The organism is Limnobacter sp. (assembly GCF_964228395.1).
Lineage (GTDB): Bacteria > Pseudomonadota > Gammaproteobacteria > Burkholderiales > Burkholderiaceae_B > Limnobacter.
Genome location: NZ_CAXQZX010000002.1, coordinates 1 through 14,376 on the forward strand (window position 1 = coordinate 1; position 14,376 = coordinate 14,376).

At 57.6% G+C, this 14,376-nt stretch carries 13 protein-coding genes and 1 pseudogene; 9 read left to right on the top strand and 5 right to left on the bottom strand.

Features of this window, described 5'->3' with window-relative positions; all coding sequences use genetic code 11:
- The 8 genes and pseudogenes from ACEQU8_RS00130 to ACEQU8_RS00165 all read left to right on the top strand — a co-directional run.
- Positions 1 to 180 (top strand): annotated as a pseudogene (locus ACEQU8_RS00130) (Rne/Rng family ribonuclease); the annotation flags it as partial.
- On the top strand, positions 180 to 1,370 hold the full coding sequence (locus tag ACEQU8_RS00135; protein ID WP_370260624.1) for an aminotransferase class I/II-fold pyridoxal phosphate-dependent enzyme: 1,191 nt from the start codon (positions 180 to 182) through the stop codon (positions 1,368 to 1,370). The pseudogene ACEQU8_RS00130 and the gene ACEQU8_RS00135, both read left to right, overlap by 1 nt.
- A complete protein-coding gene (locus ACEQU8_RS00140) occupies positions 1,357 to 2,118 on the top strand; it encodes an alpha/beta fold hydrolase (protein ID WP_370260625.1) in 762 nt (253 codons plus the stop codon). The genes ACEQU8_RS00135 and ACEQU8_RS00140 overlap by 14 nt, the downstream gene beginning before the upstream one ends.
- 17 nt (positions 2,119 to 2,135) lie before the next feature.
- Entirely contained in the window at positions 2,136 to 2,918 is a 783-nt protein-coding gene (locus tag ACEQU8_RS00145; RefSeq protein WP_370260626.1) for a methyltransferase domain-containing protein, read from the top strand.
- The gene (gene bioD / locus ACEQU8_RS00150; RefSeq protein WP_370260628.1) at positions 2,915 to 3,535 is read left to right on the top strand and encodes a dethiobiotin synthase; all 621 of its coding nucleotides are present in this window, start codon (positions 2,915 to 2,917) and stop codon (positions 3,533 to 3,535) included. Before ACEQU8_RS00145 ends, bioD begins: the two co-directional genes overlap by 4 nt.
- Positions 3,532 to 4,890: an adenosylmethionine--8-amino-7-oxononanoate transaminase gene (gene bioA, locus ACEQU8_RS00155; protein ID WP_370260629.1), complete on the top strand. Its 1,359-nt coding sequence runs from the start codon at positions 3,532 to 3,534 to the stop codon at positions 4,888 to 4,890. The genes bioD and bioA overlap by 4 nt, the downstream gene beginning before the upstream one ends.
- 9 nt (positions 4,891 to 4,899) lie before the next feature.
- Positions 4,900 to 5,901, top strand: coding sequence for a biotin synthase BioB (gene bioB / locus ACEQU8_RS00160; RefSeq protein WP_370260630.1), 1,002 nt, complete (start codon positions 4,900 to 4,902; stop codon positions 5,899 to 5,901).
- A gap of 187 nt (positions 5,902 to 6,088) precedes the next feature.
- Entirely contained in the window at positions 6,089 to 6,478 is a 390-nt protein-coding gene (locus ACEQU8_RS00165) for a hypothetical protein (RefSeq protein ID WP_370260631.1), read from the top strand.
- A gap of 159 nt (positions 6,479 to 6,637) precedes the next feature.
- Here ACEQU8_RS00165 and ACEQU8_RS00170 read toward each other — a convergent pair whose 3' ends face one another.
- The 3 genes from ACEQU8_RS00170 to ACEQU8_RS00180 all read right to left on the bottom strand — a co-directional run bounded on the left by ACEQU8_RS00170 (position 6,638) and on the right by ACEQU8_RS00180 (position 10,086).
- Positions 6,638 to 7,756: a porin gene (locus tag ACEQU8_RS00170; protein WP_370260633.1), complete on the bottom strand. Its 1,119-nt coding sequence runs from the start codon at positions 7,754 to 7,756 to the stop codon at positions 6,638 to 6,640.
- Positions 7,757 to 8,047: 291 nt separating this feature from the next.
- On the bottom strand, positions 8,048 to 8,959 hold the full coding sequence (locus tag ACEQU8_RS00175; protein WP_370260634.1) for a hypothetical protein: 912 nt from the start codon (positions 8,957 to 8,959) through the stop codon (positions 8,048 to 8,050).
- Positions 8,956 to 10,086 carry a glycosyltransferase family 4 protein gene (locus ACEQU8_RS00180; RefSeq protein ID WP_370260635.1) on the bottom strand — a complete coding sequence of 377 codons (1,131 nt, stop codon included), beginning with the start codon at positions 10,084 to 10,086 and terminating at the stop codon, positions 8,956 to 8,958. Before ACEQU8_RS00180 ends, ACEQU8_RS00175 begins: the two co-directional genes overlap by 4 nt.
- 114 nt (positions 10,087 to 10,200) lie before the next feature.
- On the opposite strand from ACEQU8_RS00180, the gene rfaQ reads away from it, so the two are divergent.
- On the top strand, positions 10,201 to 11,358 hold the full coding sequence (gene rfaQ, locus ACEQU8_RS00185; RefSeq protein WP_370260637.1) for a putative lipopolysaccharide heptosyltransferase III: 1,158 nt from the start codon (positions 10,201 to 10,203) through the stop codon (positions 11,356 to 11,358).
- A gap of 31 nt (positions 11,359 to 11,389) precedes the next feature.
- Here rfaQ and msbA read toward each other — a convergent pair whose 3' ends face one another.
- On the bottom strand, positions 11,390 to 13,153 hold the full coding sequence (gene msbA, locus ACEQU8_RS00190; RefSeq protein WP_370260638.1) for a lipid A export permease/ATP-binding protein MsbA: 1,764 nt from the start codon (positions 13,151 to 13,153) through the stop codon (positions 11,390 to 11,392).
- 41 nt (positions 13,154 to 13,194) lie between these two features.
- The gene (locus ACEQU8_RS00195) at positions 13,195 to 14,349 is read right to left on the bottom strand and encodes an OB-fold nucleic acid binding domain-containing protein (protein WP_370260665.1); all 1,155 of its coding nucleotides are present in this window, start codon (positions 14,347 to 14,349) and stop codon (positions 13,195 to 13,197) included.
- Between the last annotated feature and the right edge of the window lie 27 nt (positions 14,350 to 14,376).

Here is a 14,376-nt window from a genome sequence, read left to right on the forward strand (position 1 = left end):
GAAAGCCGACAGTTCAACCCCAAAGAATTCCGCATTTTGGCCAGCCCGGCTGTCATCGATTTATTTTTAGAAGAAGAAGCACAGCACCTGGGCATGCTGGAAGAATTCGTGGGCAAACCCATCACCTTGCAAGTGGACAACCTGTTTGCACAAGAGCAGTACGACATCATACTGACCTGATGAACCTGAACGACGCGAGCGCCTTGCGCCTGGCCAGCCTGGCGCAAGATAGCCTTAAACGTGAACTGCAGCCCTGCCCCCTTGCGCGGCGAGGACTCGATTTTTCCAGCAACGATTACCTGTGTTTAAGCCGCCACCCTGATGTTGTACAGGCCGGTGTGGCTTTCGCTGAGCAATATGGCGCAGGTGCCACGGGCTCGCGCTTGTTGTCTGGCAATCTGGATTGTTTTGAAGCATTGGAAGCCGAGGTGGCCGCCTTTAAACGCAGCGAGGCTGCCATGGTGTTTTGCAGCGGTTACCAAGCCAATGCAAGTGCGCTGGCTGCACTGCTGGACAAAACCCTGTGGCATGGCCAGGCGCCGCTGGTGTTTGCCGACCGTTTGAACCACGCCAGCCTGCACCACGCCTGCCAGTTGGCAGGGGTAAAGCAAATCCGCTTTAACCACAACGACATGAACCACCTGGCTGACTGCTTGAGCAAACACGCCCACAGCGATCAAGCCAAAATCATTGTGACCGAAACCGTTTTTGGCATGGAGGGTGACCAATTGCCAGTGGGCACACTGGCCGAGCTTGCATTGCAGCATGGCGCAGTGGTGTATCTCGATGAGGCCCACGCCACCGGCGTTTGGGGGCCTGAAGGCCGCGGCCTGGGCGCGCTGGAGCACCCGGCCATTGAAGCCCTGAAAGCCATGGGTCACTGGGTGATCATGGGCACTTTTAGCAAGGCGGTGGGCGTGAGTGGCGCTTACTTGGCCTGCAGCCACGCACTGAAACATTACCTGGTCAACCGCTGCACAGGGTTTGTGTATTCCACCGCCCCATCGCCTTTTGTGGTGGGCGCCGTTCGCAAGGCCTTGGCCATCATTCCGGGCCTGGAGGCCGAACGCCAAGCCTTGCACGCCACCGCCGAGCACCTGCGCGCGCAATTGCACACACTGGGCCTGAACACCGGGCTTTCCAGCACCCACATTGTGCCGGTGGTGGTGGAGCAGGCGGCCAACAGCCTGGCGCTCAAGGCCCATTTGGCCGAACATGGCTTGGTGGTCTCTGCTGTGCGCCCCCCCACGGTGCCCCCCAACACAGCGCGAGTGCGCCTGGCCCTCAACACAGGCCACAGCCCGGAGACCATCACAGCCTTGGTCAACGGCATCCAACAGTGGCAAGGGGGCCTGCATGAAAGCCATTGAACGCGTGGTGGTGCTGGCACACGGCTGGGGTTACAACCACCGATTTTTTAACCCTTTGCTGTTGGCATTGCAGGCCCACACGCCAAAGGTGTTTGAGCACAGTTTGGTGGTGGCGCTGGAATCGGGGTATTTTCCAGACCAGGCCAAGCCCGGCATCATGATCCACAGCCCACAGGGTTGGGAACACCATTCGGCAGACACCCTGCACAGCCTGGTGCTGGCCCATGCCGATGCGCCTTGGCTGGGCATTGGGCATTCGCTGGGGGTGGTTCGTTTGCTCAACACATCGGTGCGTTGGTGCACCATGGTCAGCCTGCATGGCTTTGCCCGATTGGCCGCCATGCAGCCCGGCCAGCCAGGCGTAGCGCCACGGGTGCTGGCGCGCATGGTGTCCAAGGCCAAAACCAACCTGCCCCAAGTGTTGGGGGACTTCCACCGGGCCTGTGGTCACACGCCAGAATGGACCACCTTGAATGCCCCTGCCCTGCTGGCTGACTTGCAATGGATGCAAGAAGCCAATCTGGAGGCCGAGCTGGGCAATGTGCTAAATACACCCGCGAAAACCAGCTCGCAGGTGTTGGCCGTGTACAGCCCCCATGACGCCATCGTGCCCGCAGCCTTGGCCCAAAATTGCTTTGTGGAGGGGCCCCGTTGCACCCTGCTGGCCGTGGATGCCGCCCACGGTGAATTGGGGCACAGCGCAGCGCGTTATACTGACCTTCTGTTGCCCGTGCTGCGCAACCCGTAACACCGCCTGTGCCAACCATGCAAAACACTCAAACACATGGCGCTGCCTCTCAGCGATTTTCCGGGGCGGCTGCCGACTACGATCACCATGCACGCGTGCAGCGGCACGCTGCCCAGCACCTGTGCAATTGGCTGGGCCAAGTGCTACCCGCAGGCTTTCAGCCCAAGGCATGCATCGATGTGGGCAGCGGCACCGGGTTTATTACGGAGCATTTGCTGAACAACTTCAAAAACGTGCCCGTGCACGCCATTGACCTCGCCCCTGGCATGCTTGAGGAATTGAAGCGCAAGTTCCCCCACCCAAGACTGCACACCCATGTGCTCAATGGCGAAGAGCTGGCCTTTGAACACCTGTGGGCACCCAATCAATCGCTGCTGATGTCGGGTATGTGCGCCCAGTGGTTTAGCAATCTAGAAGAAGCCATCCGCCGGTGGCTGTCAGTGTCCAATACCTTGGCATTTAGCGTGTTGCTCGATGGCTCTTTTCAGGCCTGGCAAACCGCCCACCAGGACACCGAACAAACCTGCGGGCTGCGGCCCTTGCCAAAAGCCACGCACATGCTCGATTTGCTCGACCGCCTAACCCGCGAAGGCCTGGTGGCTGGCACAGCCCACCACAGCAAAGAATTTTTGGACCATCACCCCGATGGCTTGTCTTTTGCGCGCAGCCTGCGCGCCATTGGTGCAGACCTGCCCCGCCCCAATCACCGCCCAGTCAACCTTTGGCGAGTCATTGACGCACTGGGCGAGGCCTGCACCATGAACTACCACATTGGCTTTTACTACTTGGAACGCCCGTGAAATCCGTGTTTGTAACCGGCACCGACACCGGCATTGGGAAAACCATTGCAAGCGCCTGGCTGTGCCATCATTGGCAGGCCGATTATTGGAAACCCGTGCAAAGCGGTACTGAAGACGGCACAGACAGTGCCACCGTGGCCACACTGGCCCAATGCGAAGTGCATCCCGAGGCTTATCGCTTGAGTGCACCGCTTTCGCCGCATCAATCTGCCGCACTCGATGGCGTGAACATCGAGCTGAAGCAATTTGTGTTGCCCAAGGCCGATCGCTTGGTGGTCGAAGGCGCAGGCGGCTGCATGGTGCCCCTGAACTGGCAACACACCCTGATTGATTTGATGCAACACTTGGCCCTGCCGGTGTTGCTGGTGGCCCGCAGCGGCTTGGGCACCATCAACCACACCTGCCTGAGCGTACAAGCCCTGCGCACCGCCAAAGTGCCTGTGCTGGGCGTGCTGATGATGGGACCAGCCAACGCCGCCAACCGCCAAGCCATTGAGCATTTTGCCAAAACCCCGGTGTTGGCCGAGTTGCCGCATTGGCGCAGTGTTGGCACAAATGCTTTGGCCAATCACCCCATGCCAATTGGTCTGCGACAGGCCCTGGAGGGGCTTGGATGAAGCCCACGCATGCATTAAACCATTCAGACTTGTTGCAGCTTGACCAGCAATACTGCTGGCACCCCTTTACCCAAATGCAGACCGCCCAGGCGCCGCTGCCCGTGGTTCGGGGGCAGGGCGAGTTTTTGTACACTGCCAATGGCGACCGTTATTTCGATGCCGTGTCCAGCTGGTGGGTGAACCTACATGGTCACAGCCACCCAGCCATTGCACAAGCCATCGCCAAGCAGGCCCACGCCTTGGAGCATGTGATGTTTGCCGGGGTCACCCACCCACCCGCTGCACAGCTGGCACAGCGACTTGTGAGGCACGCCCCTGCGCCCATGGCCAAGGTTTTTTATTCCGACAACGGGTCCACCGCCATTGAAGTGGCCTTAAAAATGGCATTTCAGTTTTGGCAAAACAAGGGCGCAACACCGGGGCAACGCAGCAAACTGATCGCCCTGCAAGGCGGCTACCACGGCGACACCTTTGGGGCCATGGCGGCTGGGCAATCCAGCGGGTTTTACGACCCTTTTAAACCCTGGCTGTTTGGGGTGGACTTTATTGCCACGGGCACGTGCGCCTGCACTGAAGAACAAAGCCTAGCTGAGCTTGATCAATTGCTGCTACATCCCCAGCAATACGCCGCCATTATTTTGGAGCCCTTGATCCAAGGGGCAAGTGGCATGCGCATGATGCGCCCTACTCACGTGGCCGAAATGTGCAAACGCGCCCACGCCGCCGGGCTGTTGGTGATCTTCGATGAGGTGTTCACCGCCTTTGGACGCACTGGCACCCTATACGCCGCAGAGCAAGTGACTCAACAGGGTGGCCAGGCCGACATCATCGCCGTTTCTAAAGGCCTGACCGGCGGCTTTATGCCCATGGCGGCCACCCTCACCAGCCAAGCGGTTTACGATGCCTTTTTAAGTGACCAGGTGGGCCAGGCGCTGCTGCATGGGCATTCCTACACCGCCAACCCCTTGGGTTGCGCTGCGGCTCTGGCCAATCTGGATTTGTTTGAACAGGGCGAAGCCTTTCAAAACATGGCCCGCATTGCAGACATTCACGCGCAATGGATGCCCGCCCTGGCCACGCACCCGCTGCTTGAAAACCCCCGGCAATGCGGCACCGTGATGGCCTTTGAGCTAAAATCGAGCCACACACAATACGGGTCGTCGGTGAGCCAGTGGCTGCGCCAGGCTTTTCTGGACGAAGGCATTGTGGTGCGCCCTTTGGGCAACACCTTGTATTGGGTGCCCCCTTACTGCACCCAAACCGACACCCTGCAGCATGCCTACCAAACCTTGTTGAAAGTATTAGAACGCTGGGGCCATTTGCAAGCACCCGGCGCTGGCAGCGAACTGTTCTGAAGGAAGCACATGGAAAGCCAAATCACCTGGGTACAAAACCCCGCTCAAGCCGCCAACAAAACGGCCTCCAACACGCAACGCTGGAGCGTTGAGGACATCGAGGCCTTGTTCGCCTTGCCATTCAACGACCTGCTGTTTAAAGCCCAACAGGTGCATCGCGAACACTTCGACCCCAACGCGGTGCAATTGTCCACCCTGCTGTCGATTAAAACGGGGGGCTGCCCCGAAGACTGCGCCTACTGCCCCCAATCGGCCAAATACGACACCGGCGTAGATGCAGAAAAGCTGATGCCGCTGGATGAAGTTTTAAAAGCAGCCCAAGCGGCCAAAGACAAAGGCGCCACACGCTTTTGCATGGGGGCGGCCTGGCGCAGCCCCAAAGACCACCAAGTGGAAGCCGTGGGCGAAATGGTCAGCGCAGTCAAAGCCATGGGCTTGGAGACCTGCGTCACCCTGGGCATGCTCAAAGACCACCAAGCCAAGCAACTGCAAGCGGCAGGGCTGGACTACTACAACCACAACCTGGATACCTCGCCCGATTTTTACGGCGACATCATCAGCACCCGCACCTACCAAGATCGCCTGGACACGCTTGACCGCGTGCGCGACGCCGGCATCAAGGTGTGCTGCGGCGGCATTGTGGGCCTGGGCGAAAACCTCACCCAGCGGGCAGGCTTGATTGCCCAACTTGCCAACATGGACGAGCCTCCAGAGAGCGTGCCCATCAACAACCTCGTAAAGGTAGAAGGCACCCCCCTGGCCGACAACGCCGACATAGACCCACTGGACTTTGTGCGCACCATCGCCGTGGCCCGCATCACCATGCCAAAAAGCTTTGTACGATTGTCGGCCGGCCGCGAGACCATGAATGAAAGCACGCAAGCCCTGTGTTTCCTGGCGGGTGCCAATTCTATTTTTTATGGCGAAAAACTGTTGGTTACAGACAACCCAGAGTTGGAGCGCGACACCCAGCTGTTCAAAAAGCTGGGCTTAAAGCGATTTGAAAACTAATGAACCAAAGCCATTGATTTTTAAAAGAAAACTTTTTGGTTTTAAAAATAACCCATTTAAAATCAGTGGCTTGGGAACAACACCCCCTCTGCGGGGTGGCTTCCCCCCCTTTTTGGCCTCGCGCATAATATGGTTGTAACACTCCGGTGAACCACTCATTCGCAAGTGAGCCGAGAGAACAATAACCATGAAAAAGACGCTGGCCTGCCTCACACTCTGTGCACTGCCCCTGCTTGCCAATGCGCAAGCAGGCGGCATTTATTTTAATCTGGAAGATCAAAGCCCCTTAAGCAAATGGGGCCGCTGGACCAATTTTGACAAAACCACCGGCGGCTTTGGATTGCGCTTGGGTGGCGACAAACTGAGCCGCGCCCCGGTAACAGCACAGTGGCAAGAAGGCAACTTTGTGTTCAAGTTGAGCAAAGACGCCCTAAGCGAGCGACACGACCTGTTTTTTGGGTTGAAAGTGTCGCAGAACCAGCTACAAACCACCTCCTTGGGCTGCATGAGCAACAGCAACCGCAACGGCTATGGCGACGCCCTGTGTGGCGTGCAATTGGATTTAAACCTGCGTTGATTTGAGCTTGGGTTTAACCACCCAGCAAAAATGTAAAAACCGGCCGAGCGCCGGTTTTTTATTGGGCGTATATGTGTTTAGGCCTGCTGGAAAAGAAAAAGCCACCCGAAGGTGGCTTTTTCAAACCTGCAACTCTAACCAGCCAATGCTGGCCAAGAATTAGAAGTTGTGGCGCAGACCGATGGTGAAGTTGTCCTGGTCTGTTTCAACTTTGGTTGCTTTTACTTCGGTGTTCAAGCGGTTGAAACCAACGTAGGTGCGTGTGCGCTTGCTGAAGTCGTAGTAGTAAGCCACTTGCAACTGGTTGATGTCAGTAGGAGCTGCAATGTTGTTGCGCTCGGAATCAGCATACATGCCGAAAATACCGCTGTTGGAGGACAGGGGCAGTGTGCCGGACAAAGCGAATTCGGTGTTGCTGTCTTCACCGTTGCCAGCTGTACCGTACAGTTTGGTCTGAGCAACCAAGCCGCCCAGTGTGAACGAGCCGAAGTTGTAAGAGGCAATACCCTGAACTACACGCTCTGGGGAGGCGGCGGTTGTGGGGTCAGTGCCTTGCTGATCAAACAACTGGAAGCCACCACCGATGGTCAGGGCGCCCATTTTGTAAGTTGCTGCAACCTCGGTCTCGCGAGTTCCGTTTTCTTTGGTGGCCGCAGCGCTCTGCGTAATTGCACCGGTGGTAGGGTTAACGGAGAATGTACCCGCTGCACCGTTGTTAAATTGGTCATTAGAACCTGTCAGAGCATGACGAACATCAATCTGAACTCCACCAATATTATTTGAATAACCAATGGAGTTGCTAGCTCTTTGCGAACGAGCAATAGCTTGAGCGCCTGACAAAGTCGTACCACTAACGGTTGTCAGAGGACCACCGTTGTTAGATACAGAACCAATCAAAGAAGCCTGGTTGTACAAAGGGGCCTGGGACAGGTTACCACCGTCTTGTTGACCAATCAGGAATGTACCGTAAGAACCCTGCAGACCCAGGTAGGCATGGCGACCACCGGTGATGCCAGCGCCGTTGTCGGAGTCAACAGCAAATTCGTAGGCGAAAACGGCCTTCAAGCCACCGCCAAGATCTTCAACGCCACGAACACCCAGACGTGAAGATGCGTCTGACAATACGAAGTTACCACCACGGTCTGTGTTGCCAGTCTCAGTGGACTGATGATCGATCACTTGGTGTACACGACCGTACAGGGTCACGTTGGATGCATCAGCAAATACTGGAGCGGCGAAGGCCATACCCAGTGCAGCAGCTACTAGCTTCTTGTTCATATTTCACCCTTATTAGTGTTGGTTGAATATTTGCCGTCCTATTCGGGCGGCACGAGAGACAATGTACACGGGGACCCTTGGGGCAACCAACCAAATCGTTGGGTCAGAATCGAAAATTTTGGGTTTTTGTGGCTGACGTGCAACAGCAAAACCCCTGCAAAGTGCCCACATACAGGCCCCCTTCTGCCCCCCAAAACACCCTGCAAAGCCCCAAAGCGCTTGATTCTTATAAAATTCTGCAGCAGGAGTGCTTCAAATTTGACGCACCATCACAGGGTGCGGCCCACCGCTTCATTGGCTGTGCGTTTTATCCAACACCATGCGGTCCAAGCGGCCCATTTCACCCATCAACAGGGTGACCCAGGGGGCATTGCCCATCACCCGGTCCGCGTAGGCCAACACGCCCAGGCACTCGGCAAGATTTAAAAAATGCCAATTCGGGAAATTGGATTGCAAGCGCATGACCAACATCGACGGTGCATGCACCAACACCACGGCAAGCGCCTGCGCCCCAGCGGGCAACGTGGTCAAGGCATGTTGGTGGCGGGCTTGCAACACCACTGTGGCCTCTTCGCTGTGCCCAAGCACCAGCACGTGCTTGCTGACTGTGGGCGGCCAAGCGCGAAACATGGCCGTGGCGCGTGCCAAGGCGGAAGGCCCAAGCTGCAAGGGCGCAAAGGCGGGCAAATTTAAAGCAACAGGGGAAGCCAAAGCACACCGCAGCACCGGGGCGCCTGGATGGTGGCGGGCTATGCGTTTGGCAAGTGTTGCAAACAACGGGCTGGGGCCAGGCTTAGCGGTGTGGTACTTCGCAGCCTCAACATACTCAACCGCCACCCACGCATGCATGCCCAATTGGCCAAGCTTGATCATTTGCTGGCGTGCCTGCCACCAGTGCGCTAGCCGGGGCTGCCCGGGTCGCCTGGCCTGCATGGCCAGCACCGGTATAAAAGCCGCCACAGCGGGTTCCATCTCGAAGAACACCATGCTTTCTTTGGGCCCCAGCACCGCCCACTCCACCTGAGGGCAGGCAGCGCGCATGGCCAACAACAAACGGCGGCTGGCCACTGCGCTGTTCAACCCTGGCTCCACCCACAAGGCGGCGCGGGTGGCGCCCTCCAGCAAAGCGGGCAACTGGCCCAGCATGGCGGCGGCGTTGGTGAATTGCAAAACGGCGTGAAAGCTACGCTTGGCGCCGCTCATTGCGAAATGCGGTGGGTGGCCAACTGGCCTGCCAGCACGTCTAGGTTGCTCGCGGGGCCAAACTGCGCCTGCACAGCCACCTTGCCTTGACGCGCCAACGCTTTGGCGGCGCTGGGGTTGCCCAGCACATCTTGCAGGGTGCTGACCCAGGCCTCTAGGGCGTTGGGGTGGTGGGGGGCTGGGCATAGCCAACCTGTTTGGCCATGCTGCACGGTTTCGGGCAGGCCACCCACGTTGCTGACCACCACAGGCACTTCCAGACCCAAGGCTTCAATTTGGCTCATGCCCAGGGGCTCATAGCTGGAGGGCATGACGACCACGTCGGCACGGGCCAGCAAGGGTGCCACGGGGCTGAGCATGCCGGGCAGGCACACATGCGCCTCCAAGCCCATTCGCCGGGCTTGCTCTTGCACACTGGCTTGAGCATCGCCCTCGCCGGCGGCCACATACAGCAAGCCGGGAAATGTGGGCAGCAGGGCCTTGACCACCTGCAGCATAAAACTGTGACCCTTTTCTACCCGAAACATGGCTGCATGCGCAATCACCGGGCGCTGCGCAAGGTCGCTGAGCTTGGCATCCAGCCATGCTGGCAAGGGCTGCTGCGCTTGGCTGGCAATGGCCTCAAAATCAATGGCCGGGTAAAGCACACTAATTTTGCTGGGCAACACGCCGGCATTTTGCAGCAGTTGGTCTTTGAGGGCCTGGCTGGGGGTGAAGGTTTGGTCAAACAATTGGTTGTAGGTAAACGCCTTGGCCGCACCGGGTTGGTAGGTGCGCATGCGAATTAACCTTGGGCGAGGCTTAAGCAGCCCCAAGCGATTTAAGGCATGCACGGTGAGCGCGCACAGGTTGGAGTCGTGCCCACTGTGGCACACCACCGCCACGGGTTTGTGTTTGCGCAGCAATTTGGACAACTGCAACACACTGGGCGGGTGCACCGCGTTGCGAAACCCCAAATGCTCCACGCGCAGGCCCCGTTTTTGGGCTTCTTCAGCAATTCGGCTGCCGGGACGGCACAACACATAGGGGCTGTAGCCCTGGGCTTTCATGCCCAAGGCCTGTTGCAGCAGTTGCAACTCTTGCCCGCCCATGTTTTTGGAGCTTTCAGAAAAAAAAATCGCTGTCATTTGCGAATGCTTATCAAGCAGTGCCTGGAAGGACCTCTATATTAATGGTCAGTTTGAACCACATGCAGTGGAGCGGGCTGTAGAAAGGTTCTAAATTGGAGTGGAACACAAGCTGTGCAAAAAATATTGGTGATCAAGTTGCGCCACCACGGGGATGTGCTGTTAACCACAGCGCTATACCGGGCCTTGGTTGAGCAACTGCCCGGGGTGCGTGTGGACACCCTGATTTACAAAGAAACCACACCACTTCTGCAAAACAACCCCCACCTTAACCAAGTGCTGTGCATTGACCGCAAGCTCAAGGGCTTTGCGCGCCTGAAGGCCGAACTTAAATTGCTGTTCCAGGTGCGTCGCACAGGCTACGACGCCGTGGTGCATTTAACCGATCAATGGGTGGGTGCCCTGATCACTGGGTTTTCAAAGGCGCCGGTGCGCGTGCAAATGCAGTATGCCAAGCGCAAACAAGCCGCCTGGCACGCGTGTTTTAACCGGCGGCTGGTTCCCCCACCCCGGGGCCAGGCCCATGCAGTAGAACTCAACCTGCTTTGTCTGCAAGCTTTTAACATCAACCCGGCTGGCGTCAAAGGCCAGCCCACCCTGGTGCCCCTGCCTGCGCAAATGACCAAGGCCGATGAATTGCTGCAACAGCATGGCATTGCCGGGCCGTTTGTGCTCATTCACCCTGCCGCACGCTGGCCATTCAAGTGTTGGGAGGACACCAAGTTTGCTGCGGTGGTTGCGCACCTGCTGCGGCGAGGACTGAATGTGGTGCTCACCTGCAGCCCAGACGACATTGAAGTGCAAATGACGCGGGAAATTGAACACCTGGCCCGCGAGCACCTGCTACTGACCCTGCGCAAACCAGCCGACACCATGCTGGGTGGCAATGCGCCCAACCCGATTTCTGCAGCATTGCCAGACATTCCACACAGCGGCTTCGGGCAGTTGCTTAACCTGGGCGGGCAAATGAGTCTGCCTTTGCTAACCGCCCTGCTGTCGAAATGCGCGTTTTATGTGGGGGTAGACTCTGCCCCCATGCACATGGCTGCGGCCTTGAATGTGCCACAAGTGGCGTTATTCGGTCCGTCGTGGGTGAATGAATGGCGCCCCTGGAGCGACAAAGCCACGGTGATTTATGCGGGTGATCATGGCCCACTTCCACACCCAGACAGCATCAACACCGACGACCCCACCCGCCTGCTGGCGGCCATTCCTCTGGATGTGGTGATCGGTGCCGTTGACCGGCTGGCTGACCAAGTGCAGCATTCATAAAGCAAATTCTAGAGTTTGCTTTTGGACGCGCTTACTGCATACCAGCCACGGCCTGGGTTTGTATGGAATACAAGTAGTGGTATTTGCCACCCAAGGCCAACAACTCGGCGTGCGTGCCCTGCTCAATAATGCGCCCTTGGTCCAACACCACAATAAAGTCGGCTGAAGTAAGCGTGCTCAAACGGTGGGCAATCACCAAGGTGGTTCGGCCATGACGCAGGCGCTCCATGTCTTCTTGCACCTCACGCTCGGCCTCAGAGTCGAGGGCCGAGGTGGCCTCATCAAGAATCAAAATGGGAGCATTTTTAAGAAATGCGCGTGCGATGGAGATGCGCTGGCGTTGCCCGCCCGACAGCCTCAAGCCGTTGTCACCCAGCATGGTGTCCAGACCATTTTCCAGTTTTTGAATAAATGGCAAGGCGTTGGCCATGCGGGCCGCCTCCAGTATGGCCTCGTCACTGGCACCCCGTAGTTCGCCATAGGCGATGTTGTTGCGCACGGTGTCGTTCAACAAATGGCTCTCTTGGGTCACCACGGCAATTTGTCGGCGAAGGCTTTCCAGGTTCCATTGCCGTAGGTCAACGCTGTCTAGCTTGACCACACCATCGGTGGGGTCTAAAAAACGTGGCAACAGGTTGATGAGGGTGGACTTGCCCCCGCCCGAGGTGCCCACAATGCCCACGGTCTGCCCTGGCTTGACCCACAAATTGATGTTGCTCAAGGTGCGCGCATCAGAACCCGGGTATTTTAAACTGACATTGGAAAACTCGATGTAGCCCTGCGCACGGTCGGTGGTGTGGCTGCCGTGCGATTGCTCAATGGGTCGGTCGACCACGCGGAACACATTGTCGGCTGCGGCCAGGCCCTTTTGCAATTGCTGATTGATGCCGGTCAGCCGCTTCACCGGGGCCAGCAACATCATCATGGCGGTCATGAAGGATGCAAAATCGCCGGCGGTCATGGCGTCGTCCCCGGCCATTCGGCCTGCGAAAAAAACCACTGCGGCCACGGCAGATGCAAGCATCCACTGCACGATGGCAGAGTTGGCAGCGCTGGTGGCCACCAGCTTGACGCGGGAGCGCATGATCTCGTCGGCGCTTTTCATGAAGCGGTCCGTTTCTACCTTGTGGGCGCCGTAAATTTTGATGATTTTTTGGGCACCAATCACTTCAGAAATGCTTTGCACCAAATCAGCATGCGAGGTTTGCGCGCTGTGCGCAAAGCGGTTAAGGCGCTTGGCTGCAATGGAGACACCCAAGGCAATCAGCGGCAAGATGGCAAAGCAGATCAGCGTGAGCTGCCAGTTGGTGTAAAGCAAAATGGCCAAAAGGCCAATCACAATGGCGCCATCGCGAATCAGCACGGTGATGATGTTAAAGCCAGCCTCGGTGACGGCATCCACATTGGTGGACACGGTTGAAATCACTTTGCCGGCGGGCTGCTCCACAAAATACGCGTTGGGAAAACGCAAAATTCGCGACAACATTTCTTGCCGAAGATCGTGCACCACCAATCCAGCCAATTTGGCGCTGCAGTATTCGTTGATGTAACTGGCCACACCGCGCACCAAAAACAGCCCCAGAATGACTGCAGGCAGCCATTTGGCGAATTCGGTGCGTTCGGCCGAAAAGTTTTCGTCAATCAGCGGCTTCATGAGGCTGGCAAATAGCGGCTCGGTCACCGCTGCAAACACCAGCGCCACCAAGGAGGTGGCAAACAGTGGCCAGTATCGAAGGCTGTAGGAAAGAAGCCGCTTGTACAGGGCGCGTGCGGAGTAATCTTGGGGATTAGGCATTCAGTTTGAATGTAAACAGGTTGCAGGCAGTTTACACGCTTTCAGCCAAACACCCAGCGCGCATTGGACTCACCCAGCCAGCCTTGTATTTCCAGCAGGAGGTCTTCCTCAGGTCGCACTTTCCAATCGGGGCTGAGTTGGGCCACGCAGGCCGCTTCGCCATTGTGGTAATCAATCTCGACCAAGCAGCCCTGCTCCGGGTCGCGGAAAGGCTCCAAAATGCTTTTCAGGCGCTGCGCGTCGCTTTGCCCGTTCATGCGCAAGCGAAGGCGGCTTACAAACTGCGCTCGGGCACTGCCCAGTGAATGCAGGTTGTCCACCGACACCCGCAACCCCCCGGTGTAACTGTCTTCCGAGACCCGCCCTTGCACCACCAGCAAGGCGTCTTCTTTCAGTAAGTTGCGGTTTGCCTCAAACTGCTCATTGAAAATAGAAATTTCGATTTGAGCGGTGGCATCGTCAAGCAACACCACCGCCATTTTGCCGCGCTTGGTCATCATGGTGCGCAGGCCAGCGATGACCCCTGCCATCCACACTGGCTCGCGGCTGGGTGAAAGGTCTTTCAGCTTGAGTTTGACAAACTCGCGCACGCGAGCCTCGTCGGCTTTAAACAAGTGGCCGCTGAAGTAATAGCCCAGCGCAGTTTTTTCATGTTGAAGTTTTTCGCGCTCGCTCCAGGCTGGCACATCCACCAAAGGTGGCGGGGCGTTGCCACCAATGTCGTCGCCAAACAGGCTCACCTGCAAGGCACTTGCGGCTTGCTGGGCGGCCCATTCCATGGCCTGCCCCGCGCTTGCGAGCAGCTTGGCCCGGTCGGGGTTGAGCGAATCAAAGGCGCCAGCGCGAATCAAGGCTTCCATGACGCGGCGGTTGATTTGTTTGCTGTCTACCCGGCGCACAAAGTCGTACAGGTCTGAAAAGGGACCATTGGCTTGACGCTCGGCCACAATGGCTTCGCAAGCCGCTTGCCCGGTGCCTTTGATGGCCCCCAGCCCATAACGGATGGCACTGGCCCTTGGTTCGTCAGGCTGGCGCACGGCTGCAAAGCGGAAGTTTGAGGCGTTTACATCGGGCCCCAACACGGTGAGCATGGTGCCTGGCTTTTTGCCGGGCACTTGGCACATGGTGATCGCGTCCTCGACGAACACCTTCACTTTGTCGGTGTCGTCCATGTCTGAGCTCATGGAGGCGGCCATGAACTCGGCAGGGTAATGAGCCTTGAG

Coding starts and splice junctions, on each gene's coding strand:
- ACEQU8_RS00175 (WP_370260634.1), bottom strand. CDS start 8,959: ATGAGCGGCGCCAAGCGTAGCTTTCACGCCGTTTTGCAATTCACCAAC.
- bioA (WP_370260629.1), top strand. CDS start 3,532: ATGAAGCCCACGCATGCATTAAACCATTCAGACTTGTTGCAGCTTGAC.
- ACEQU8_RS00140 (WP_370260625.1), top strand. CDS start 1,357: ATGAAAGCCATTGAACGCGTGGTGGTGCTGGCACACGGCTGGGGTTAC.
- ACEQU8_RS00135 (WP_370260624.1), top strand. CDS start 180: ATGAACCTGAACGACGCGAGCGCCTTGCGCCTGGCCAGCCTGGCGCAA.
- ACEQU8_RS00170 (WP_370260633.1), bottom strand. CDS start 7,756: ATGAACAAGAAGCTAGTAGCTGCTGCACTGGGTATGGCCTTCGCCGCT.
- ACEQU8_RS00180 (WP_370260635.1), bottom strand. CDS start 10,086: ATGACAGCGATTTTTTTTTCTGAAAGCTCCAAAAACATGGGCGGGCAA.
- ACEQU8_RS00195 (WP_370260665.1), bottom strand. CDS start 14,349: ATGGCCGCCTCCATGAGCTCAGACATGGACGACACCGACAAAGTGAAG.
- ACEQU8_RS00145 (WP_370260626.1), top strand. CDS start 2,136: ATGCAAAACACTCAAACACATGGCGCTGCCTCTCAGCGATTTTCCGGG.
- bioB (WP_370260630.1), top strand. CDS start 4,900: ATGGAAAGCCAAATCACCTGGGTACAAAACCCCGCTCAAGCCGCCAAC.
- ACEQU8_RS00165 (WP_370260631.1), top strand. CDS start 6,089: ATGAAAAAGACGCTGGCCTGCCTCACACTCTGTGCACTGCCCCTGCTT.
- msbA (WP_370260638.1), bottom strand. CDS start 13,153: ATGCCTAATCCCCAAGATTACTCCGCACGCGCCCTGTACAAGCGGCTT.